This window comes from Vibrio sp. Isolate24, assembly GCF_022398215.1.
In the GTDB taxonomy this organism is placed as follows: domain Bacteria; phylum Pseudomonadota; class Gammaproteobacteria; order Enterobacterales; family Vibrionaceae; genus Vibrio; species Vibrio coralliilyticus_A.
The window spans coordinates 235,117-257,672 of record NZ_JAKEUU010000001.1; the positions used below are offsets into that span (position 1 = coordinate 235,117).

Annotated in this window: 25 protein-coding genes; 18 read left to right on the top strand and 7 right to left on the bottom strand. The window is 45.3% G+C overall.

Features of this window, described 5'->3' with window-relative positions:
• Positions 1–15: 15 nt before the first annotated feature.
• Positions 16–537, bottom strand: coding sequence for a cytochrome b/b6 domain-containing protein (locus tag L1D23_RS01055; protein ID WP_239863737.1), 522 nt, complete (start codon positions 535–537; stop codon positions 16–18).
• Positions 538–952: 415 nt separating this feature from the next.
• On the opposite strand from L1D23_RS01055, the gene L1D23_RS01060 reads away from it, so the two are divergent.
• The 3 genes from L1D23_RS01060 to L1D23_RS01070 all read left to right on the top strand — a co-directional run bounded on the left by L1D23_RS01060 (position 953) and on the right by L1D23_RS01070 (position 1,905).
• Complete coding sequence (locus L1D23_RS01060; RefSeq protein WP_239835445.1) at positions 953–1,300, top strand: helix-turn-helix transcriptional regulator; 348 nt, start codon at positions 953–955, stop codon at positions 1,298–1,300.
• 93 nt (positions 1,301–1,393) lie between these two features.
• The gene (locus L1D23_RS01065) at positions 1,394–1,609 is read left to right on the top strand and encodes a DUF3820 family protein (RefSeq protein WP_239863738.1); all 216 of its coding nucleotides are present in this window, start codon (positions 1,394–1,396) and stop codon (positions 1,607–1,609) included.
• Between the two features lie 41 nt (positions 1,610–1,650).
• Complete coding sequence (locus L1D23_RS01070) at positions 1,651–1,905, top strand: hypothetical protein (protein WP_239863739.1); 255 nt, start codon at positions 1,651–1,653, stop codon at positions 1,903–1,905.
• 194 nt (positions 1,906–2,099) lie between these two features.
• Here L1D23_RS01070 and L1D23_RS01075 read toward each other — a convergent pair whose 3' ends face one another.
• The gene (locus L1D23_RS01075) at positions 2,100–2,783 is read right to left on the bottom strand and encodes a substrate binding domain-containing protein (protein ID WP_239863740.1); all 684 of its coding nucleotides are present in this window, start codon (positions 2,781–2,783) and stop codon (positions 2,100–2,102) included.
• A 78-nt stretch (positions 2,784–2,861) separates the two neighbouring features.
• Here L1D23_RS01075 and L1D23_RS22195 point away from each other — a divergent pair, with 78 nt between their 5' ends.
• The 4 genes from L1D23_RS22195 (at position 2,862) to L1D23_RS01090 (ending at position 6,301) form a co-directional block, all read left to right on the top strand.
• Entirely contained in the window at positions 2,862–2,990 is a 129-nt protein-coding gene (locus L1D23_RS22195) for a hypothetical protein (RefSeq protein WP_275667189.1), read from the top strand.
• 313 nt (positions 2,991–3,303) lie between these two features.
• Positions 3,304–4,563, top strand: a complete 1,260-nt coding sequence (locus L1D23_RS01080; protein ID WP_239863741.1) for a hypothetical protein — start codon at positions 3,304–3,306, stop codon at positions 4,561–4,563.
• Complete coding sequence (locus tag L1D23_RS01085) at positions 4,564–4,932, top strand: hypothetical protein (protein WP_239863742.1); 369 nt, start codon at positions 4,564–4,566, stop codon at positions 4,930–4,932. It begins immediately after the preceding gene.
• Positions 4,933–5,233: 301 nt separating this feature from the next.
• A complete protein-coding gene (locus tag L1D23_RS01090; RefSeq protein WP_239863743.1) occupies positions 5,234–6,301 on the top strand; it encodes a sensor domain-containing diguanylate cyclase in 1,068 nt (355 codons plus the stop codon).
• 163 nt (positions 6,302–6,464) lie between these two features.
• On the opposite strand, the gene L1D23_RS01095 is transcribed toward L1D23_RS01090, so the two are convergent.
• A complete protein-coding gene (locus L1D23_RS01095) occupies positions 6,465–7,412 on the bottom strand; it encodes a LysR family transcriptional regulator (protein ID WP_239863744.1) in 948 nt (315 codons plus the stop codon).
• Between the two features lie 148 nt (positions 7,413–7,560).
• Between L1D23_RS01095 and L1D23_RS01100 the strand changes: the two genes are divergently transcribed.
• Both L1D23_RS01100 and L1D23_RS01105 read left to right on the top strand, forming a co-directional pair.
• Entirely contained in the window at positions 7,561–8,220 is a 660-nt protein-coding gene (locus L1D23_RS01100) for a DJ-1/PfpI family protein (protein ID WP_345779099.1), read from the top strand.
• A gap of 47 nt (positions 8,221–8,267) precedes the next feature.
• A complete protein-coding gene (locus tag L1D23_RS01105) occupies positions 8,268–9,698 on the top strand; it encodes an NAD-dependent succinate-semialdehyde dehydrogenase (RefSeq protein WP_239863747.1) in 1,431 nt (476 codons plus the stop codon).
• 45 nt (positions 9,699–9,743) lie between these two features.
• On the opposite strand, the gene L1D23_RS01110 is transcribed toward L1D23_RS01105, so the two are convergent.
• A complete protein-coding gene (locus L1D23_RS01110) occupies positions 9,744–9,992 on the bottom strand; it encodes a hypothetical protein (protein WP_239836360.1) in 249 nt (82 codons plus the stop codon).
• A gap of 231 nt (positions 9,993–10,223) precedes the next feature.
• Here L1D23_RS01110 and L1D23_RS01115 point away from each other — a divergent pair, with 231 nt between their 5' ends.
• The 8 genes from L1D23_RS01115 to L1D23_RS01150 all read left to right on the top strand — a co-directional run bounded on the left by L1D23_RS01115 (position 10,224) and on the right by L1D23_RS01150 (position 17,377).
• On the top strand, positions 10,224–10,856 hold the full coding sequence (locus L1D23_RS01115) for a hypothetical protein (RefSeq protein WP_239863749.1): 633 nt from the start codon (positions 10,224–10,226) through the stop codon (positions 10,854–10,856).
• A 9-nt stretch (positions 10,857–10,865) separates the two neighbouring features.
• Positions 10,866–11,549, top strand: a complete 684-nt coding sequence (locus L1D23_RS01120) for an ABC transporter ATP-binding protein (protein WP_239863752.1) — start codon at positions 10,866–10,868, stop codon at positions 11,547–11,549.
• On the top strand, positions 11,537–12,796 hold the full coding sequence (locus L1D23_RS01125; RefSeq protein WP_239863754.1) for an FtsX-like permease family protein: 1,260 nt from the start codon (positions 11,537–11,539) through the stop codon (positions 12,794–12,796). Before L1D23_RS01120 ends, L1D23_RS01125 begins: the two co-directional genes overlap by 13 nt.
• Complete coding sequence (locus L1D23_RS01130) at positions 12,789–13,538, top strand: outer membrane lipoprotein-sorting protein (RefSeq protein ID WP_239863756.1); 750 nt, start codon at positions 12,789–12,791, stop codon at positions 13,536–13,538. Before L1D23_RS01125 ends, L1D23_RS01130 begins: the two co-directional genes overlap by 8 nt.
• Positions 13,539–13,572: 34 nt before the next feature.
• On the top strand, positions 13,573–14,805 hold the full coding sequence (locus L1D23_RS01135; RefSeq protein WP_239865342.1) for a hypothetical protein: 1,233 nt from the start codon (positions 13,573–13,575) through the stop codon (positions 14,803–14,805).
• Positions 14,805–15,863 carry a histidine kinase gene (locus L1D23_RS01140; RefSeq protein ID WP_239863757.1) on the top strand — a complete coding sequence of 353 codons (1,059 nt, stop codon included), beginning with the start codon at positions 14,805–14,807 and terminating at the stop codon, positions 15,861–15,863. Before L1D23_RS01135 ends, L1D23_RS01140 begins: the two co-directional genes overlap by 1 nt.
• Positions 15,853–16,638, top strand: coding sequence for a LytTR family DNA-binding domain-containing protein (locus L1D23_RS01145; protein ID WP_239863758.1), 786 nt, complete (start codon positions 15,853–15,855; stop codon positions 16,636–16,638). Before L1D23_RS01140 ends, L1D23_RS01145 begins: the two co-directional genes overlap by 11 nt.
• Before the next feature lie 112 nt (positions 16,639–16,750).
• A complete protein-coding gene (locus L1D23_RS01150; RefSeq protein WP_239863759.1) occupies positions 16,751–17,377 on the top strand; it encodes a LysE family translocator in 627 nt (208 codons plus the stop codon).
• A 49-nt stretch (positions 17,378–17,426) separates the two neighbouring features.
• Here the strand turns inward: L1D23_RS01150 and L1D23_RS01155 are convergent, their stop codons facing one another.
• Positions 17,427–17,609: a hypothetical protein gene (locus L1D23_RS01155; RefSeq protein ID WP_019274709.1), complete on the bottom strand. Its 183-nt coding sequence runs from the start codon at positions 17,607–17,609 to the stop codon at positions 17,427–17,429.
• Between the two features lie 173 nt (positions 17,610–17,782).
• Between L1D23_RS01155 and L1D23_RS01160 the strand changes: the two genes are divergently transcribed.
• On the top strand, positions 17,783–18,397 hold the full coding sequence (locus L1D23_RS01160) for a DsbA family protein (protein WP_239863760.1): 615 nt from the start codon (positions 17,783–17,785) through the stop codon (positions 18,395–18,397).
• Between the two features lie 53 nt (positions 18,398–18,450).
• Here L1D23_RS01160 and L1D23_RS01165 read toward each other — a convergent pair whose 3' ends face one another.
• Complete coding sequence (locus tag L1D23_RS01165) at positions 18,451–20,235, bottom strand: alpha-amylase family glycosyl hydrolase (protein ID WP_239863761.1); 1,785 nt, start codon at positions 20,233–20,235, stop codon at positions 18,451–18,453.
• 171 nt (positions 20,236–20,406) lie between these two features.
• Positions 20,407–22,197, bottom strand: a complete 1,791-nt coding sequence (locus L1D23_RS01170; RefSeq protein WP_239863762.1) for a M28 family metallopeptidase — start codon at positions 22,195–22,197, stop codon at positions 20,407–20,409.
• Positions 22,198–22,556 lie beyond the last annotated feature (359 nt).

Sequence of the window (22,556 nt, forward strand, 5' to 3'; positions counted from 1 at the left end):
GCTTTTTAGTTCGCTTTAGATCATCAATTTGAGAATCTTGTTTTTTCTAATGACATGGTGATGAATCACGGCAAGGATATGAAGCGTGACTAATGAGGCAAGAATAAGGCAGGAGAATCGGTGTACTTTAAAGAAAAATGAGCTTACCTCGGGTTCGGTAATGAAGTGATTAATTTCAATAACCCAGAAAAAATAATAAGGGTGCTCTAACATAAGAAAGCCTGAGGTAAATACTCCAAACATTGTGAAATACATTAATGAATGTATCAGCTTAGCCATATTTTTCTGAAAGCTTGAGGTGTTTAGTTCATCATTAAAGCTTGGTCTAAAATATTTCCAAACCCATCGGGCTAAAAACACTGGAACGGCAATAGTGGCGAGAGACATATTTAATGTCGATAAGAAATTAAATGTCGGTGAGCCTACAGTCGTGAAGTGCATCCCATAGCCTGCTATTGTTGTGTATAAGATGATGATAGCCATCAGCCAATGAAATACCTTGGAAGCTCTATCATAGCTAAAATCGCTTATGTTCATATCTTCCCTCAATATTTACACCAGATAGAATCAATTATTATTTGCCCACTAAAATATAAAAATAACATATGATAATGCCATTATTTTATATTGTTAATTAAGTGAAGATCTAACGAAAAAAATTTAATATTGGCAACTGGTTGTTATTATTTTGGAAGGGTAGTCCCGAATAGATTCATGGAAGAATATCCATTAATAAACCTACAACTGGTTTTTACTGTTGATTTATTACTGGAGTTAATCATTGCCTTGTTAGTTATGTCTAAGTCAATGACTGACCATCAAAGTCGCTATGCTTTCAAGAGCGGTGCGTGTCGAGCCAACCAAACTTTTAACTAACGTTAACGCCTTGCTGACATCTCCGAGAAAGAAAGTGCACAGAATCCCCCTCATTAAGCAATACAAGGATTCACCAATGGAATTTACTGAGAAGGATAGAGAGGCGCTGTACAACACGTGGATGTCTCAGAAATCTAAAATGCGTCTCACACAAATGGAGTTTGCTAAAAAGTTAGGGATCAGCCAATTGAACTTTTCGCAGTTGTTGCGCGGAGAAGAGCCTTTGACTATGTCGTTTATTAGCCATTTTTGTCGATTGCTTCACCTAGATGCGAAACAGATTTTTCCTTCCCTCAAGGAAGCTAATGAAAACGGACCTAAGGTGGTCTACCTTCAAAGTCGCATGAGTGTTGATGGCGAAATTCAGAATGCTTACATCGAAGGTAATCAAATCGTGGTCGAATACGCTCACACGGTGAATTAAGCATAATGTTAGTTAATGGTGATCGCGCTTTGTACGACAAGCAGTTTCAATGATACCCTAAGCTAAGAATGAGTTCTGAGCAGCCCTACCATCATGCTAGAAAAAGAAAACCTTATAAAATTAGCCTGCGTCCAGATGCCATTTGGCAAATATGCTGGGCGTGCTCTAATCGACCTCCCTGAAGAGTATTTGCTTTGGTTTGATAAAAAAGGCTGGCCGAGTGGTGAACTTGGGCAGCTATTGCAACTTTGTCTGGCGTTGAAAATCGAAGGGTTAGACAGTGTGGTAAAGCCCTTAAAGCGAATGTAATCGACCAAAAAATCTCTTCATTGTAATGACAAAGACTGACTATGAATTTTGATATTGATGCATTGAGGCATCACCAGCTGGTCGAAGATGGCCCACTAGAAGGGTGCTACATTCATCAGCCTGCCCAAGGTAGCCATCAAGATGATAAGGCTGTGTTAGCTGAACGCCAAGCGTTGGAAAAGATGGGCTATCAAGTAATGCAGGTTCAGGCTAAAGGCAAAACAACAACGTTTGCCGAAGCAATGCAAAAGTTTGCGAGGCAGAGTGGTTATCAGCCGAAGTACCAATCTACCTAATTTAGCAGTTGCAACTAAAGCCTCTTTCTTACTCCTAAAAGACTCATTGTCTTCATTTGAAAAGTCCGAATATTGGGTTTGATTCATTTCTGCCCCAAAACGTTTCAGGCGGCATAGATCTGGAAAAATGCACATTACTTATTAAATAACTACCTAGGACCTTCAGTGGTTGCAAAATAAGCAACTACTGCCATCTAAGCCATTCTGTAGATGTTCTCGACTAGATAATCAATCAACAACCTCACACGTGTCGGCAAATACTCTCTGGATGAGTAATAAACCCAAATTGTGGTCGGTGCGCCCCAATATTGTTTCATAATGGGCTTTACCTCGCCTGAGACCAATTCGTCTCGAAATAACCAGCTACCAAGCATAGAGATCCCAGCCCCCGCTAATGTTGCTTGTTTGGCCGCAGCGAAGTTATTGACCACAAGTCTGCCATTAGGCTCGTAGAGTTTGGCATGCTCAGCATCGTTTATACGCCAGTAATGAAAACGTCCACTGGTGAGCGAACGCACAGGAATGCAGTGGTGATTGGCAAGATCCTCTAGTGCCTTTGGTTCGCCATATTGCGCTAAATATCTTGGGGCGGCATAGATACCGATGTCTTGTGTCAGTAGCGGTCTTGCGATAAGTCGAGAGTCTTGATTTATGGCGACACCAATCCCCAAATCAAACCCGTGTTCAACCAAGTCCACGTTACGATCATCAAAATGTAAATCACAATTGATTTGCGGATACTTAGCCATAAACTCGATGACCAGCGGCAGTATGTGCTCCTGCCCGATTGAACTGGAGGGTAAGTTAATTTTTATGGTGCCAGCGGCTGCACTGGAATGCTCGGCCAGTTGTTCAATAGTGGTTTGTATCGATTCCATTGACGGAGTGAGACTCTCTGCCAGCTGCTGTATTGCCCTATTTATCGTGGAATATTAGAGTTTACAGGCTTCTCAGTCTTGGCTCCGCAAAAGGTCTTTGGTCCGGCACGCATGGTCCAGCAAGAGCGCGAATCGAAGCTCGATGAGTACGCAGCAAGGTTAGCTACGATTTTTGATGAAGTTCAGATCCAAGTCTTTGAATATTAAAAAGGATTTATAGTGGCCAAAAACATTTTGCCACATACTTAGAGGTTCACCATAATTTAGCGAAGTCCCTGAAACACCTTATGCCCCGAAATGAGCTAGAACTGATACGCTACAAATTCGGAGGCGTTCGTTTTACCCTACAAAAAGTTACCCGATAGAATGCAAATCAAAACGTTTTTAACCTTCACTATGGTTGTTTGGTTTGTCAAAGCAACCGTTTGGGTAGTGAAATTATCACTGATCATTACTGGTAATTATAAATCATTGAAAACATTGTTATCATCCTCTTTATTTTTCAGCCAAGCCGATTCCCATGAGATATGAATCTGCTCCTGTAGCGCCAGAAGTAAGACAAGAAACGACAAAAGAACGTGCAGTACGCCAACGCCTAGAACGTAAGGCTGAATTAACGTATTCAGAAAGTGATGAACAACGATGGGCAGAAAACAGAAAAAGAGTGATTGCTGAACGTGAAAAAGCAGTACAAGTCTTTGAACTTGGTTGGATGCAATCGCCAGTAACACAATCCCAAGATGCGTTGTGGGCGAGCTTATTTACGGCTGAAACCAAAGAAGAACAAAAGCTGTATATCAAGCAGTGCAATACTCATTTGAATGAGCCAGTGCGTCAGGGAGAGATTGTTTTATTACCCACGACAGAGCCGAAAACACCAGATGACCAACGCTTATTTAATGAATGGCTAGAACAAGCCAAAATTGCCAGTGCTGAGTTAGGCAAGCTAGCGGATGAAGAAGTCGCCACACTCAATCGTCACTTTGATTTATTCTCTCATCAGCTCGATGAACGAATCCGTAATGATGGGTTGCCTACAGATTACTATGCACAAGTGGCCACAGGGGTGGGAGCGACATCAGCGCTGGTCGAACAGAATCTGAAAAATATTCAGAATGTGCTGTTAGAAATCAATACTCTGCATGTTCAGCACCTCGAAACCAAGCGAAAAGTAGGCTATGTCAATAATAATCGATTTTTTGAGCAGCGTGCCGCCTTATTTAAAAAGTTGGATGGCTCCTTTGCGAGGTTGTCTAAGCGAAGTGTTCAGCTTCCCATTCACACGCAAGTGAAGCGCAATCTCAAGCTCTCCTCTAGGTCAATGATTCATAATGCCGATGAAATTCTCAAGAAAGGGTTTGTCAAAGATTTAGGGAAACGGATTGGCAATATTGCGCTTGGGATTTCAGCGTCGAAAGGCTTAGGTTACATCGGTCTCACTGTTGGAGCGGTAAGCGGAATCGATAACATCTATGAAGCCTGTAAGGTGGATGGCTCAGGGAATTGTGGTAAGACGACGACTAGAGAGGTCGCTGGATTTATTGGTGGCGTTGTCGGTGGTGCTAAAGGTGGCTCCGTTGGTGCTGGTGCAGCGGTGGCAACGATTTCTGGTATTGCCTTAATTATTGGGGTAGCAGCCTCGGCTCCTGTCCTCGCGATTGCTGCAATTGGCGGAGCGGTTGCAGGTGGTGTTGTCGGTGGTGTGGCTGGTTCGACCGCTGGTAAATGGGGAGCTGATGTTATTTATGAAAAGGTTGAAGACGTTTTGGGTAATAAATAAATGTTTGATTGGTTAATAGTTGTTTTCGGTGTTATTGCTATTGTCTGGTGTTTTCCATCAGTGCTTGTATTGCCAGTGATCTCTTTAGGTAGTTTTAAGCACATTATTTTCATAGATAAGCAGTTAGCGAAAGATTTAAATAAATATTACGACGATAAAGGTTATATGCGACCGAAGTATCAAGCATCTTGGGATGTCGGAAGTCGGTTTATTAATTATTGCATTGCGTATCCTTTTATTCGGCATCGTGAAACAACGGATTCTAAAAAGTTTAAGGCTTTTATGTGGTGGAATGCTTTGGGGTTTTGGAGTTGGATAATAGTTTTCTTTCTGGCTATCCTCGAGAAAGGTCTAGGTATTGGAACCTGACTGAATACAACTACATTATCTGCACCTCAACTAAGCCTGTTTGCTAGTGCGATTTAATTCGTCGCACTAGCTCGAAAGTGTCCAAAAGTGAACGAAAGTGAACGAAAGAGTCAGACCGCTAGGCTGACTCTTTTTTGTCAAAGTTAGAAAGTAGCAATAAAAGAGGCTAGCTATTTAGCGCTTTGATTTGTCTATGTGAATGGGTCTGATTGTAATAATACATCAGGGTTATTTGTTCTCTGTGGGTTGTCTATACTTGTAACAACGACAACATTATGGCTAATACTCGTCAGGATATCTTATGGAAGAGACAAACTACCTGAAGTCAGAATTATACAATCTCGTATCCAAAGATGACTCCATCTTTGAGTTCATATATCAGTATGCCCTAGATGGTATTTGGTATTGGGATACGGTCGATGGCAACAATGAATGGATGAGCCCTGGCTTCTGGGAGTTACTTGGCTATGACCCTCAAGAAATGGAGCATCTGGCCTCTGAATGGCAAGACATTATTAATTCTGAAGATCTAGAAACGGCCATCGTCAATTTTCAAAAGCATTGTGAAAACCCTGAACACTCTTACGATCAAGTTGTACGGTATCAACATAAAGATGGCTCAACCATTTGGGTTCGATGTCGTGGTGTTGGAATACGTGATGAGACAGGTAAAGTCATCAGAATGCTTGGAGCTCACACCGATGTCACTCAAATTAAGCTAGCTGAAGAGCAACTCAAAGAAGCGAATGAGCAGCTCAAAAAAGCGAATGCACAGCTTGAAAAAATGAATTTACAAGATCACATGACTAAGCTCCTAAATCGTAATGGGCTGGAAAAGAAATTTGAAGAATTATTAGCCTTATGCAAGCGCAAAAAGTTACCACTTAGTATTGCTGTCATAGACGTCGATAACTTCAAGGCGATCAATGACAAATATGGGCACCTTGTTGGCGATGAATTTCTTATTATCATTGCGGATTCAATTAAAAGGGCACAGAGAACAACGGATGCATGTGCTCGGCTAGGTGGGGATGAGTTTATGGTACTTATGCTGGATGCCGATCTGGATCAAGCAAAGCAAGGTGCGGAAAGAATTCGATCTACCATACAAAAACAGTTTGTTGAACCCTATGCACTAACCGTGAGTATTGGCGTGTCTTCTATCAACTATCAAGAGTTGGCTTCATGCCAATCCGATAAAGAAAGCATACAAAATATCTTGCGACATATGATAAAAATAGCCGATAAAGCAATGTATCAGTCTAAGGCGTCAGGTAAGAACACGGTATCAAGCCATGCAATTAAAACTATCTCTTACGTTGTTCCACCACATATATCGGACTTGTATAGCCGTGAGATAAAGAGCTGAAAAATAATAAACGCTTATCAGGACAATTTGCCGTAATAATGTTCAGAGATAGCAATCATCCAGTGTGAACAGATGATTTTTTATTTATTGGTTTTATACAAATCTGGCGCTGATAATTGCAGGTCTTGATAGTGTTTTAAACCACGAAAGCGAAGGTATTGCGCTATGTGGGGAGTTTAATCTCTAGGTGACTTACCCAAGTGTGCCGTGGCGTTTCTGCTTGAGACTGTATTGCATCAACGACAAAGTCTACGAAGAGCTTTACTCGTAAAGGCATATATTCACGTTGATGGTAGAGAAGGTAAACGCCTTCGTTTTGTGGGCGAAAGCTGGGAAAAATAGGAACTAACTCTTCACTTTTAAGCCAGTCTCGGGCGATAAAATGAGGAATTTGGGTGAGCCCTAACCCTTGAGCACAAAGCTCTGCCATTGATTCACCATCATTAACGACAATGCTCCTGGCTGTTTCGATTCGGTGAGTATGTTCAGTGGTAGCAAGTCTCAGCCCGAGTAATTTTCCGGTTTGTCTAAAGCGAAAGCGTATCCAAGTGTGTTGGTGAAATTCCTCCGGTCCTCTGGGTGCACCGTATTGCTCAAGGTATTCTTTGCTCGCACAAATCAAGTAATCGATAGGACTCAGTTGTCGAGCGATCAGCTGCCGATCTTGCACAACACCTGACCTAATTGATACATCAACGCTTTGATCAATCATATCAACGTAAGAGTCATCGTAGCAGATGTCTAAGTCAATACTTGGGTATTGACGACGAAACTCTTTGAGCAAAGGCTGGATATAACGGCGCCCATAAGAGACAGGCAGGTTAAGTTTTAATGTACCTGATGGTGAACTGTTTGCATGTTTTAAATCTTTTTCACAAGTGCTGAGTTCTTCAATAACTCGTCTTGCGGTTTGTTCATACTGCTGGCCAGCAAGTGTTAACTTAAGTCGCCGGGTTGAGCGGAGAAATAACTGTACGCCAAGTTCGGACTCCAACCTATGCACGGCTTTACTGACGGTCGATGGGTCGCTGCCGTACTTTGTCGCTGCTGCCGCGAAGCTTCCTGTGTCTAACGTTGCAATGAAAAACCGTAACGAGCGTAGTTTATCCATGCCAACTCCATTATTTATTCGTGAATATTATTCACTATAGATATGTAAGCATGCCACTTCAATCATTAAAGATGCCCGATAAGATAGTGATAACTATTTTGTTTCAACAGTGGAGTAAACAATAATGATTGGAAAACTTAAAGTCCGTATGGCGGCACTATGTACACTGATTCTCGCCTTAATTGTATTGGGGCCAACCGCATCGGCAGCAGACAAGAAGATTGGTATCTTGGTCTATGATGGCGTTCTCACATCAGATGTGACAGGACCACTGGAAGTATTTGGGGTTGCTGACCGATTAACGTGGTTCAGTGACTATGATGTAGTGACGGTTTCCGTTACGAATACGACTACAGTGACAACAGAAGAAGGATTAAAGCTGGGGGTGGACACTTGGATTGGAGAGTCCCCTAAGCTTGATGTATTAATACTCACGTCGAGCTATGATATGGATCCATTGATCAACAATAAGGCTTTGATTAACTATATTTCCTCTACCGCCAAAAACGCAGAATGGATGGCAAGCAATTGCTCAGGGGCGTATTTGTTAGCTGAAGCTGGTGTGTTAAATGGCAAGCAAGCGACGACATGGGCAGGAGGTGAGGGTGATTTTCAAAGTGACTATCCAGAAGTTAAGGTACTGAGCGATAAAAATTATGTTGTGGATGGTAATGTACTTACATCCAATGGCAGTTTGGTTAGCTATCAAGCTGCGTTAAAGCTGCTACATTTAATGAGCTCTCAATCTAAAGCTCAAGAGGTGGCGGATACGTTACAATACTCTCGCTTCTCCAATCAGGCTTTTTAGGAATAGCGTGCAGGGTTCAGCAATAGGCTAAGAACAAGGTAATCACAATGCAGCAAATAGGTAATCAGAGTTTAGTGTCTTTTATGGTGTCGGATCAGGACAGAAGTGTCGCGGTGCATAACCCCGCGACGCAAGAGCTGCTGGGTTATGCACCGATTTCCACTCAGGAGGAAATCGAACAGGGAATTGTTCGGGCTCACAATGCTCAGAAAGAGTGGGCCAAGCTGACTGGTAAACAGCGAGCGGCCATCCTGCAGTGTTGGTTTCGATTACTGGTTGAAAACCAAGATGACCTCAGTCGTTTAATGACACTAGAACAAGGTAAGCCACTAGCGGAAGCGAAAGGTGAAGTGCTCTATGGCGCGAGCTTTGTTGAATGGTTTGCTGAAGAAGCGAAACGCACTTACGGTGAAACCATCCCAGCGCCAACGCCGGACAAGCGTATGGTGACTATTAAGCAGCCAGTGGGTGTCGCAAGTGCGATTACGCCGTGGAACTTCCCCATAGCAATGATTACTCGTAAAGCTGCGCCAGCTCTTGCCGCTGGGTGTAGCTTTATCGTCAAGCCCGCTGAACTGACTCCTCTGTGTGCATTTGCAGTAGTGGAACTTGCCTATCAGGCGGGTATTCCTCGCGATGTTTTGCAAGTGGTTGTAGGGGAGAGTGCACCAGAAGTTGGAGCGCTGTTTACCTCTCATCCGCTGATTCGCAAACTGTCTTTCACGGGTTCAACTCGTGTCGGCAGTCTCTTGATGCAGCAGAGTGCCCACGATATTAAACGCACTTCAATGGAGTTGGGTGGTAATGCTCCTTTCATCATATTTGATGATGCGAACATAGACGCTGCCGTAGCTGGAGCCGTGGCATCTAAATTCCGTAATGCAGGCCAGACGTGCGTGTGTGCCAATCGCTTCTACGTTCATCGCGATGTATACGATGAATTTGTGGCTAAATTTGATGAAGCGGTAAAACAGCTCAAACTTGGTAACGGCTTGGAAGAAGGCGTCAATATTGGGCCTGTTATTAGCCAAGCAGCCAAAGAGGGTATTGAGAGTTTAATTCAAGGGGCGATTGAACAAGGGGCGCAGCCTGTTTCTCCTATAGTGTCTCAAGCTGGACAGTTTATTGCGCCGGTTATCCTGAAGAACGTGACTCAAGAAATGGATATTGTCTCGAAGGAGATTTTTGGCCCTGTGGCACCGGTATTGGCGTTCGAGAGCGATGAAGAGTTGATAGAGATGGCCAACGACACCATCTATGGTCTGGCCGCTTACTTCTACAGTGATAACATTCGCCGTATCTGGAAGGTGGCTGAAGCACTGGAATACGGAATGGTTGGGATTAATGATGGGATTATCTCATCAGAAGTTGCGCCCTTTGGTGGCGTTAAACAATCCGGCATTGGCCGCGAAGGAGGCAAGCAAGGTATTGATGAGTATATGGATGTGAAATACCTGTGTTTTGGTGGTCTGAGCTAACTGCTTAAACACCTGAATTAAAATAGCCCGCAATTGCGGGCTATTTTAATGGCTTTTCTTCGGTCCGTTGCGGACTAAATCCTGACCTGTCTTGAAGATTTCGTCGGTCACCCAGCGAGCTAGCAGCAGTTGGTGATTATCATCCAGTACTGCCACAAAGTGGCGGCCATCAGCATTGTTTGTCGCAAGTGCGATACCCGCAATGCCTTCCAAACCAAAACTGCCGCTTTCTACAGCGAGGAGAAAAGCTTCAAGCTCTTCCAGATTATCAATGATGCGATCATCGCTAAACATAATTTCTTCTCTCTCGTCACATTGAATTTCAATGCGATAACTAATCATGGCGCTACTTTAACGATCATAGCCGTTGATTTCCAGATAAGCCGCAGAGGCTGAACAAAATCTCACCATTCACGCTCTATTTTTACCATTCACGTCTTCCAACCACCGTTCGTCGCATACCCAAGCAGCCTTGCTCATCGCTGATTAACCTTTGAACATCAGCTAAGAAGAAGGAACGACAAAATGAAACTGACGTATCAATTAGGTCTGTGTTTACTGGTTAGCGCTCAAGCGGTCGCAGCGCCAAGTGACAAGTTAATAGAGCAATATAATCAAGCCGCTCAAGGCGATGAAGATCAGGTTGAATCCGTCTATGAGCAACTGCAAGGTCAGATCGAAAGACAAGGTGGTGATGCTCTGGCATTGGTCTATCTCGGTAGCACACAAACCTTGATGGGACGCGATGCTTTTCTTCCTTGGAACAAGATGAAATACGTCGAGCAAGGGCTCGGTACGATTGCCAAAGGGTTGGATATGCTATCGGATGATACAACGCCTGTTCCACTGCAAGAGATTCGTCAAGGGCTGCCAGAGTCACTATTGGCAAGAGCCGTTGCGGCGGCGACCTATACATCATTGCCCGACATGTTCAATCATTTCGAACGTGGTTATGAACTGTATTCGGGGCTTCTCTCTGAACAAGCATTTACGTCTCAATCCTTTGATGCGATTGCCTGGGTTTACATCTACGCCATTCAGGCGGCCATTCGTGCAGAAGATAGCTTACAGGCGCAGAAATGGGCACAGGAAATGTCAACGCTCAATGGCCAACATCCGATGACGTTACAAGCGATAGCGATGGCCAATAACGCCTAAGGAGCGAGCATGTTGCAGTTTCAAAATCTAGCCAAGCAGTACCAACTCGGTCAGCAGCGAGTGGAGGCACTCCGCAACGTCACTGGCGAAATCAGTAATGGTGAAATGGTCGCGCTTTGTGGCCCGTCAGGCTCTGGTAAAAGCACGCTACTGAATATTCTTGGTTTGCTTGATAGTGAGTATGAAGGTCAGGTTACGTTCGACGGCTCGTTATACCCGAGAGAGGCACAACAATCGGCGCAATTGAGGCGGACCAGCATGGGCTTTGTATTCCAGCGCTTTAACTTGGTTCCCGTAATGAGTGCATGGGAAAACGTGGCGTACCCACTAATGTTGAACGGATACTCTGCCAAACAGCAGCAACGGCTCGCCATGGAAATGCTTGTCAAAGTGGGGTTGGAAGAGTGCGCTCACCATCGACCTGACCATCTATCGGGTGGTCAACAACAGCGCGTCGCCATTGCGCGAGCGCTAGTGCATCAACCCAAGCTGGTTATTGCCGATGAGCCAACCGCCAGTCTGGATAGCCATACCGCACAGCGTGTGATTGAGCTGATGAAAACCCTTGGTCATGAGTTGGGAACGACCTTCATTGTGGCTACGCATGATCAGCGAATGGCGAATCAGTGTGACCGCACACTCTCGTTGGTGGATGGCAGAATAAGCGAGGAGGCGATGAAATGGGCCAGTTAGTTCCTCAATCAGTGCGCATAGCGTATCTGAATTTGCTGCGAAATCGTCGTCGCAGTGTGTTGTCCGCTCTTATCATCACGATTGCCGTTTTTGCTTTGACGTCAGCGGGTGGGTTTGGGCTTTACACCTATGAATCACTCCAAGAATCAACAGCGCGGGATACGGGCCATCTGACAATCAGCATTCCCGGATTTTTCGAGAAAGATGAAGACATGCCATTGACGAATGGTCTGGAAGACAGCGCTGCGATCTACAAGCAACTGATATCGAATCCGGATATACGAGGCATTCAGCCTAGGATTGAGTTCACAGGGCTGGTCTCAAATGGCAATAAATCGACCATTTTTGTCGGTACTGGTGTGAATGAGCGTGAGTTCGATATGAAGGGGCCGTTTCTCGACGTGCGTCAGGGTAAAACCTTGTCTGATATTCGCTCTTCGCGATATCAACCCTCGGAGCCTGAGGTGATGCTTGGCGTCGATTTGGCGCGTAATCTCAACGTATCAGTTGGTGACTGGATCACCGTGCTTGCGACGACGAGCGACGGCGCACTGAATGCACTCGACTTTAAAGTTCATGGTATCTATTCAACGGGTGTGCCGGACTTAGATAAGCGCCAGCTATACCTGCATATTGAATCGGTACAGGAACTGCTGGTGAGCGATAAAGTGAGTACCTTATCGGTCTTCCTCTACGAAACAAAAAACACATTGAAGCTTCAGAGCTGGCTGGAAGAACAACTCGCTTCTTTGCCACACCGTCAAGCACTGGAAGTCACGCCGTGGCAGCAAAGAGCCTTTTTCTACACCAAAGTGAAAGACTTATACGATCGAATCTTCGGCATTATGGGAGCGGTGATGTCGCTGGTGGTGTTCGTTGCTCTGTTTAACACCATGACAATGTCGGTGACGGAAAGAACGCGTGAAATCGGAACCTTGTCCGCATTAGGCACATATCCTGCGGAAATCGTGGCGGGCTTTGTGCGCGAAGCAACACTGTTAGCTGGTATCGGCACACTCTTGGGCGGGCTTTTAACAGGCGTCACCAGTATTGTCCTGATGGTGGTGGATGTGCAAATGCCACCACCACCGGGTCGAACCGACGGTTATCCACTCAATATCTATTTTTCACCCGAGCTGCTGAGTTATAGCGCATTGGGTGTCATGGCGATTTGCATTCTCGCTGCGTTTCTATCCGCCCGAAAGGGTGTCAATAAGCCGATAACGGAGGCATTGACCTATGTTTAAATCACTTTCTATCGTCATCGGATTGAGTCTGTTGAGTATTGGTGCGTTCGCTAATGACACGGCCACCATGGTCAAAAATGCAGATGCCTATCGCCTTGATACGGCGTCCGCCAAAGTGGTTTCTCTCGTTACCTTGTATAAAAACGGAGAGCTGGATAAAACACGCCAATACAATGTTTATACGCGCCCCGAACGAGAGTCTTTGGTTGTGTTTAAGTCACCGGTTGAAGCGGGGCAAAAGATGTTGATGTTGGGAGACAACTATTGGCTAGTGATGCCTAAAAGTCGTCGCCCGATCCGTATAACACCAATGCAAAAGCTACTCGGTGAAGCCTCCATTGGCGATGTATCTACTCTCACTTGGAGTCAGGATTACCGAGCGACGCTGACGGCTCAGGAAACCTTGACCATCAATGAGCGGGCAGTGCTGGCAAACCAGCTTTCTCTGCAGTCTGTAACTCCAGGTGCGAGTTACGATCGCATCGAATTATGGTTAGAATCGGAGAGCGATTTCCCGATCAAAGCCGACTTGTACTTAAAATCTGGCAAGCTGGCTAAGCAGGCATTGTTTGAGCAGGGTGAGCGCGATGGCCAGCTGAGAGTTGTGAGCATGACCTTGATTGACAAAATTCAGCCCGCGAAGAAAACGGTGATTGAATATCAGCAAGTGACGGCTCATCAACTTGAAGATAAATACTATATTCCGGCATTTTTGACGCGTAACGCACTGTCGGAGCTGTAACGTGACTTACCGTTTGATTTTCGCGTTGGCGGCAATGGTTCCAGGCAGTGGCCTTGCTCAGCCAAGTTTCAATTGGGACTGGACGGTCAGTGGTAACCAGAATCAGCACAGAGACTCCGTTTGGTTTGAACCGCATACGGCCTCTCACACTGAGCAGCTAGACGTGTTGCTTCGTGTGCAAGCCGAGTGGCAAAGCTGGAGTGGCTTGCTCGCAGCGCAAAGTAGTCAACTAGCGTCGAGCGACTCATCCGACTCAGCTGATAATGAGTTGATTGTTCAGGAGCTTTTTTGGCAAGGCGTCTGGGAGACAGGCGTACTACCGCTTGATATGACGCTGGGTAAAATCCGCCTCGACTGGGGAGTCGGGTATGGATATCGCCCCTTAGACTTGTTCAAACCTTATCGGCGCAACCCAGTGGGAATTCAGGTAGAGGAGGGCGCAGGTGTCGCAATGGCATCATATTTTGACCTTTCGGGAGAGTGGAGTTTGCTTTACAGCGATTCCAGCTGGACAAAGCAAGAGTCTAGCGAGCTTGAACAAAGAACTGAGCAACAGGGCATTGGTCTGCGTCGTTACTGGCTGACAGATGAGACGGAATGGCAGGGCATTGCTTACTATGACGATGTAAGACAAGGCTTAATTGGCGGCTCCATGGTGTCTGTTTATGATGCGTCATGGGCGTACCACGCTTCTTTTGTGTACCAGAGAGACTACCTAGGGTTTGAGCAGCAAGGCCTCTACTCACCAGTGATTCTGGCTAACAAAAGTAGTGGCTTTCAAGGTTTGGTTGGGCTTAATTGGGCTAGCCAAGCCGGTAATCAAATCATTGTCGAATATTGGTATGACAATCGGGCATGGAGCAAAGAGGATTGGCGACAGGGACTGGAAAGAGCGACTGCTTTATCAGAAAGCGCCAACACCGCTGGCCTGTCACATTCGTACGCTCAGGGGCTCAACCATATCAATCTGGTGCAGCATAATGTCATGTTTCATTGGAGTTTGAATCCTACTAGCTGGAGTCAGTGGCAATGGAGTAAAAATGCCTTATGGCTGGAGAGTGTAGAGCCTACTTTTGATCTCTTATTATCGCCACAAGACGGCGGTGTCATTGCAACACAGTGGATTAACTACAGTGCTTATGACTCGGGACAGACTTCGGTCGACGTTGAACTTGCTGCCCGTTTTATGACGGGAAGCCATGAATCTGTATATGCAAATTTAGCTGATAAGCGTATGATTTTTATAAATCTAAAAGGAAAATTTTGATGACTGACGTTACTACTCGTACGGTTGATTTCTTAAAAAGTCTTGTCTTCACCTCGGTGTTTTGCTTGATTATTGCGTTTGTGACACAAACGATTTGGCCGAGCCCATTTTGGGAGCATATTCTGATTAGCTTTGGTTACGGGTACAGTGCGGTTTTGAGCTCGCACTTGTTACAGTGGTCGAGTGAGCGTTGGACTCGGCGTCAACTCAGCATCATGGCCATTGGTAGCTCAATGGTATTTGGCACACTAAACGCATACTACTGGCTGAGTAGGTACGATAAGTTTGCAGACTTTAGTCAGATGAAGCCAGTGATTATCCTTGGGTTTATCTTCTCCACGGCGTGTTTGCTTTACTTTTATATGCATGAGCAAAAATTACAGGCTCAAAAGGAGCTCGAACGGGCTCGTCGTATTCAAACGGAGCAAGAGAAGGCACTGCTACTAAGCCAACTGAAACAGCTGCAAAGCCAGATTGAACCTCATTTCTTGTTCAACACATTGGCGAACATTATGGTGCTGATTGATGACGACACTAAAGGTGCCAAGCTGATGCTAGAGAAACTGACCGAGCTATTACGCGGGACGTTGCAGCAAAATCGCCAGAACAGTACGACCTTGAAAGGCGAACTAGAGTTGGTGGATGCTTACCTTGCCATTCAAAAAATACGGCTCGGAGAGCGCTTGAATTATGAAATATCTGCCCATTGTTTGGGTGACCTCAATATACCGCCTCTGTTGGTTCAACCGCTAGTGGAGAACGCAGTACAACATGGCATTGAACCCAGCTCTGTCGGTGGAAAAATAACAGTAGAGGTTGCTGAAAATCAGGATAGTGTGACCATTTCTGTTATCGATAATGGGATTGGTTTTAGCGATACGCCTAGTCATGCTGGGCAAGGTATTGGGCTGGACAATATTCGTCATCGGCTCACCACTTTGTTTGGTCAACATGCGTCACTGAAGCTGAAAGAGAATGCATCGGGTGGTGTGATTGCTCAGTTGTCTGTACAACGTCGTTCATTGGAGAAACTTGAGGAAAACATGGATGCAAACTGATCTTCTTACCGCCGTCATTGCCGACGATGAGCCGTTGTTGCGTCGTCATCTTAATCAGGCGCTTGCTGAGTATTGGCCAGAGCTCGATATTGTCGGGCAGGCTGCAAATGGTGAGCAAGCCCTTGAAATGATCGAGCAACATCGGCCTCAAGTGGTATTTCTGGATATAAAAATGCCCGGGCTGGATGGTATGTCACTGGCGAAGAAGCTCTCTAAGCGTGATTGCCAACCTCATATTGTGTTTGTGACGGCGTATGACGAATACGCTGTCCAAGCTTTTGAAACTAATGCGGTGGATTATCTGCTTAAACCTGTCTCTGATGCTCGTCTTACTCAATGCGTTGAAAAACTGAAAGCGAGGTTACATAGAGCTGAACCCGCGACGGAACTTGGCACTTTGCTGAATCAGATTCAGCAGCTCAATGCGCCTGCTCAGCCGAAATATTTAAGTTGGATTAGAGCAAGCAAAGGTGAAGAGATCCATCTCATTGCTTTATCAGAGGTTCTTTACTTCAAAGCGGAAGACAAATACGTTTCTCTATACAAGCGAGAGCAGGGCAACAAAGTCGAGTATGTGCTGCGAACGTCACTTAAGGAACTACTGGCTCAGCTGGATCCGGAGTTGTTTTGGCAAGTACATCGATCGAGTGTGGTTAATGTCTCGATGATAGACAAAGTGAAGAAGGATTTTACCGGCAAAATGGTGGCGATAATGGGTGACGACAGTATTCCCATCAGCAGAGCGATGCAAAGCAAATTTACCAGTATGTGGTAATCATGTCAGGAGAGAGTGGCTAGAGGCTTAGTCACTGTGTTGTCTATTTAGGCATTGTGTTTTGAGTCAATAATGTTATTTTTCTGTGATGAAAACTGATTGAGGTAGAATCATGACCGTTGAAAGTGCGATCACCTTTTTTATCGCTATGTTGATCTTTAGCATCACACCTGGGCCGGGCGTATTTGCCATTGTTGCTCGTGCGATGGTTTCAGGCGCAAAACACTGTATTTCGCTCTCTGCTGGAATGGTTGCCAGCGATGTTATCTATCTCCTTTTAGCCTGCTTGGGGTTGGCTGCAATAGCAGAAAACTGGGCGACACTGTTTGTCGTGATTCGCTATGTCGGTGCGGCTTACCTCATCTATCTCGGCTATAAGATGATCAAAGCACTGCCTCAGGCCAGTGAAGCGATTCACCAAGATCAAACACCAAAAGCACCGTCTCATATCGCCGGATTTGTACAGGGCTTTCTGATCTCGGCTTCAAACCCTAAAGTGATCCTATTCTATATTTCATTCCTGCCAACGTTTATGGACTTAACCGTTCTTAATAGTCAGGATATTACACTGGCTGCGGTATTAAGCATTGTTGCTCTGATGACAGGGTTAATGATGATAGCGATTGGTGCAGGGCGACTGGTTAAAGTGTTGAAAACTCCAAGTGCTCAGCGCAAGCTGAATCAAGGGGCTGGTGGTGTAATGATTGCGGCTGGTACTTACCTCGCAATCAACAAATAGACAGATAAAAGCAAGCGCTTAGCAATGAGGGTTGCTAAGCGCTTGCTGCTTAAACACTCTGAATCAACAGTTCAATTAGTTCGTCTTCTGTTTCAGGTATTTTGCTAAATTCTACACTCACGTCTGCGCCGCCCTTGAGCATATACGCTTTACTGGTACAGTGATCATGGTGAAACCATTTACCACCTACACAAACGTCAGTGTAACATCTTGGGTCTTTTTTCAGTTCCATGGGCATCCCTCTTGTTAATCTCCGTAACATTATGTCAACATAAATGATGTAATCACTTTGTTAAAATGATCTCGATCAAGCAGAGGGTACAATTACCTCTATGGGGCTAAGAGAAATAGACGAATTGGTGATGTAGACCCTGATTCGCTACTCAGTATTATAAGGATGAACTCATGCAAGCAGCCAAACTCTACTACGTTTACGACCCTATGTGTTCTTGGTGTTGGGGTTACAAGCCCACTTGGGAAAAAGTCCAGAACGAGTTAGCTGATGAGGTGACAGTGCAGTATGTGGTGGGTGGATTGGCGCCAGACTCCATGGAGCCTATGCCCATCGCCATGCGTGAACAAATTGCCTCATATTGGAAAAAGATCGAAAACTATCTGGGCACTGAGTTCAACTATGACTTCTGGACGAAAAACACTCCTAAGCGCTCAACTTATCCTTCTTGTCGAGCAGTGTTAGCGGCACGTAAGCAGGGAGCGGAGAAAGAGATGCTACGTGCTATTCAGCACGCTTATTATCTTCAAGCACGAAACCCGAGTGACAGCGAAGTATTGATCGCGATAGCAGCGGAGATTGGGCTCGATGAAGCGCAGTTCTTGCAAGATTTTCAGTCTGAAGCTCTGAACCAACAATTTATGGAGGAATTGGGTTTCGCTCGCTCTATCGGTGGTAATAGTTTCCCATCTTTGTTTGTAGAGACGGCCAATGGTGTGGTCGAGCTGCCCGTTGATTATGAATCTGCCCAAGATACCATTGAGCAGATCCATCGTTTAATAGCCTAGAGTATTGCGCATTAAGTCTTAATACAGGTGAGAGCAGAGGAACAGCGATCGCCTTATTCTAAAGTGTGTGATGTAAGCTCTAGAAGCAGGCTTGCCAGTGGTGAAAGCAGCATAGAAATGGAAGCTGATGTTTGAGTCACATTCAGGGTGTACTCCGAGTTACCCATCCTATCTATCCAACGATATTGTCCGGGAAGCAGCTGCCACTCAGTAATGAGTGAGTAAGGGAGAATCAGTTCGACTTGTTTACCTTGTTGCGTGCTGAAATTGGCAACAACAATCAGCTTTTGTTCTTCACTGGATCTGGCGAAAGCGAACAACTGATCTTGCATTTCGCCGAAATTGTCAAAGTTCGCGGCGTAAAGGTCGTGATAGCCACCCAATAGCGCAGGGCTTTTTAACGTCAGGTTAAGCAGCTTTTGGTAGAAGGCTCTGAGCGCTTTTTCATCCTCACTCAGTTGGCCTCCGTCAAAAGCGCCATGGTTCATCCAACGCTGATGGTGAGGGACGCCCACATAGTCGAATATCGATGTGCGGCTAGGTGTACCAAATCCACCGAACTCCGCTCCAGGCTCACCGACTTCCTGACCAAAATAGATCATGCTAGGAGAGCTTGATAGGCAAGTAGACACCAACATAGCGGGTTTGCCTTTTTGAGCACATCCCGCAAATTCAGGCGAGGCAAGTCTCTGTTCATCATGGTTGTCGAGAAAGTGCAGCATATGGTGCTCAATATCGCGTAGCTGATATTCAATGCGGCCAATCTCTCGCGTAGAACCGTGACCTTGTATAATTGATTTCAACAGGTCATAGAGATCAACCTTGTCGTAAAGGTAATCCATTTTTCCGAGCTGGATATAGTCGCGATAAAGTTCCGGCTGATAGACCTCAGCCATTAGAAAGGCATCTGGGTTAGACATTTTTATCGAAGAGTTGAGGTAGCTCCAGAACTCGACAGGCACCATTTCGGCCATATCGTAGCGAAAGCCATCGACGCCTTTTTCAAGCCAGTAAAGTGCTATATCCCGAAACTTTTTCCATGAATCTGGAACGGATTTATCCTGCCAGAATTGATGGTGCTCCGAATGAGGCTTAAAGCGGTATTCTTCCGGTAATATAGGAAAGCCTTTGCTGCCGTCAGGGCGAACACCATAATTGATTTTTACGGTCTCGTACCAATCATCAATGGACGGTTGAGCTTTCCTTGAGCCGTTGCCTGTCCATTTCGCTGGAAACTCCTGATAAGGCGTCTTCAAGTGAGGATGTGCCTCTCCTCCAAGGATCTTTTCAGGCGATAATTCGCTTGGCAGTTCAAAAGGAGCACCTGGAATATAGTAGAAGTTGTTGTCTTTGTGATAGCAGACATTGGTGTCATCGTGAGCCCCAAAATCTTCCACACCCGAAGGATTGTTTAATCCTTTATAAACACGAGCTACATGATTAGGTACGATGTCGATGATCACTTTGAGGCCAGCATTGTGGGTGCGACTGATTAAATCGTCGAATTCCTGATTTCGTCGACTGGGGTCATCAGCTAGATCTGGGTTGACCGAGTAGTAGTCCCTTACCGCGTAAGGAGAGCCTGCACGGCCTTTGACAACCGAAGGGTGGTCATTATCGATTCCTACATGCGTGTAATCATTGACTAGGGCATGGTGTGGTACGCCAGTAAACCAGATGTGTGTGATGCCCAAATCACGAATTTCATTTAAAGCCTTTTCAGTAAAGTGACTGAACTTGCCAACCCCATTGGTATCTATGTTGCCCCATGGCTGATTGGTGGTATTCGTGTTGCCAAACAGACGGGTAAAGACCTGATAAATATTGTACTTCTTCATTCAACAATCTAGCCATTCTTATTGAGGTTGATTTAAGGCTAGTGGAAGTTGATGGGGTTTGACTCCTCCTTTTGGCGAGAGTGTGGGGCGTAGAAAGAAGCTCAGTGATGAAAACGTGAGATAGAACGAAAAACGCCGTGCGAGGCACGGCGTTTGTATTACGAAAGGTGATTATTTCAGGTCTTGATCAAAGTCACCGTGGAAGTGATCGTGGTCAGAGACGCTGTCTGCCGCTTTGAGTCTTTCGCCAATGCGTAGTTTCTCTTTTGGCGCCTCAGCTGTAGAGAAGGCACGTAGTGCTTGCACTTCCGGCTCTTCTGGCTGCTCTGGGAACAATTGCTTGCTCATTGCGTAGTAAGTGGTTACATACGCAAGTGATTGAGTGTTGGTAAACAGTGCTGTTTGGCTGACGTTGTTCACGTCATCACAACTCTGGTGGTAACACTTATCGTAAGCGACATCGATGTCGCCACCAAATTTCTCAACTTCTTCAGCTGTTTTTACTTTCTCAGCACCCGTGAACAGACCGCCAAATGCTACGCCCCAATCTGCAAATCCAGCGTAGTCTGAACGTTTTGACAGAGCTTGAGGAATGGTTGCTTCTTCTTTTTCAGTAAAGAACTCCTGGAAGATAGACTCAATATCAGAGGTGCCATATGGCGGTTTGAAATCGCCAGTGTAAGCGTTATCTGGACTATCTTTGGTATCAGACAAGTCACCATCCATCACACCATAGATGTAGTTCGGTGAGCCGATCATATCGAAGTTGAGGTACAGCTTCACTTTGTTGAGTTCAGTGTAACGGGCTTCAACCAGCTCAATCTGTTCCTCAGTCAGCTGGCTAGGATCCTCTAAACCAAGCTCTTCAAGAATTTGAGCCTGTGCATCATTGTAGATTGGTTGGAACAAGTCATTGGTGTAGTACTCAGAGCCTACTAGACCTGCTTCTTCAGCCGCCCACCACGCGAAACGAACTTTGTTTTTAACAGGCACTTTAAGCTCAGACAGTGTGACCGCGTATTCAAGCAAACCCGCTGTGCCCGTGCCGTTATCATTGATCCCTGGGCCTTCTGGAACAGAGTCAAGGTGTGCACCGAGCATGACCACTTGATCAGCGTTACCACGAGGAGTTTCCGCAAGAATGTTTTGTGTTACTACGTCTTCATCCTGAACGTTGACCGTCAGGTTTGCCAATACCGCTTCAGATTGTGCTTTGTTGTACCACTCTTGACCAAGATCGAAACGTGCGCCCAAAGCGGCGATGGTCGCTTTAGTATCACTACCGAGCGTGCCGTTAACGACAGATTTTCTGCCTTCATCATTACCTTGGTTGAAAACAATGACCGCTTTTGCTCCTGCATTTTCGGCGTTAACCACTTTTGCGTCAAATGAGCAGCCACCACGTTGTATTACCGCTATTTTTCCAGCCACATTTTTGCCTGTGAAATCTGAGGCTTCACAGCCATCAGTGCTGTCGTAATCAGGGGCATCAAAACGGAAGTCTGGTGTCACGAAGGCAATCTCACCGCTCACTGGCCCATTTGAACTACCTGAGTAAGACATGACGGCAAAATCGGGTTCAACACCGTCATCGGCCTCACGTACGCTAATAAGATCTTTACCATCGATATTGGCTTTCGTGCCAGCCAGCTCTTCCCAAGCACGGAAGTCAAACTCTTGCGTTGTAACTATGTAACCATGCTTTCTCATGGTTTCAACAATGAACTCAACCGAGTTAGCATAGCCTTGTGTACCTGCTGCACGAGTAATAGAGTTGCCATCGGTAGTCGTAGAAGCTAAGCCTTCAAGTGTGACTAAGTGGCTAACGACTTCATCTCTGTCGATATTTTCACTGACGTATTTTGCCACCTCACGTGGGTCATCCCAGAAACACCCTGATAACATGGTGGTACTGATAACAGTTGCGAGAATGGATTTTTTTGTTGTTATGCTTACTTGCATGTGTGACTCCTTGTTAAACAATCCATTCCATTCTTCATAAAAGATTAAGTTATTAAAATGTTAAAAAATACATTTTTTATAAAAATGAATGCATATCAAATAATAAAAATGAGAAAGATGTAATTCATAGCTAGAGCTAATGTTCTAGATCTCAAAATCAACAGTTTCAATTAGTTATATAAATTATAAGGTCTTTTAATTGATAGATTTAGTATCGGTAATTTCGTGATGTATCGTTATTTGATATGTGTGTTGTTTTCTATTTGTGGGCCTTGGTCGTTGGTGGTGGTTGATGAGCGTTTTACCAGCTTTGACAGATTGATTTTCTTTTCTACGCTTAAACTCGTGTATACGTAAGA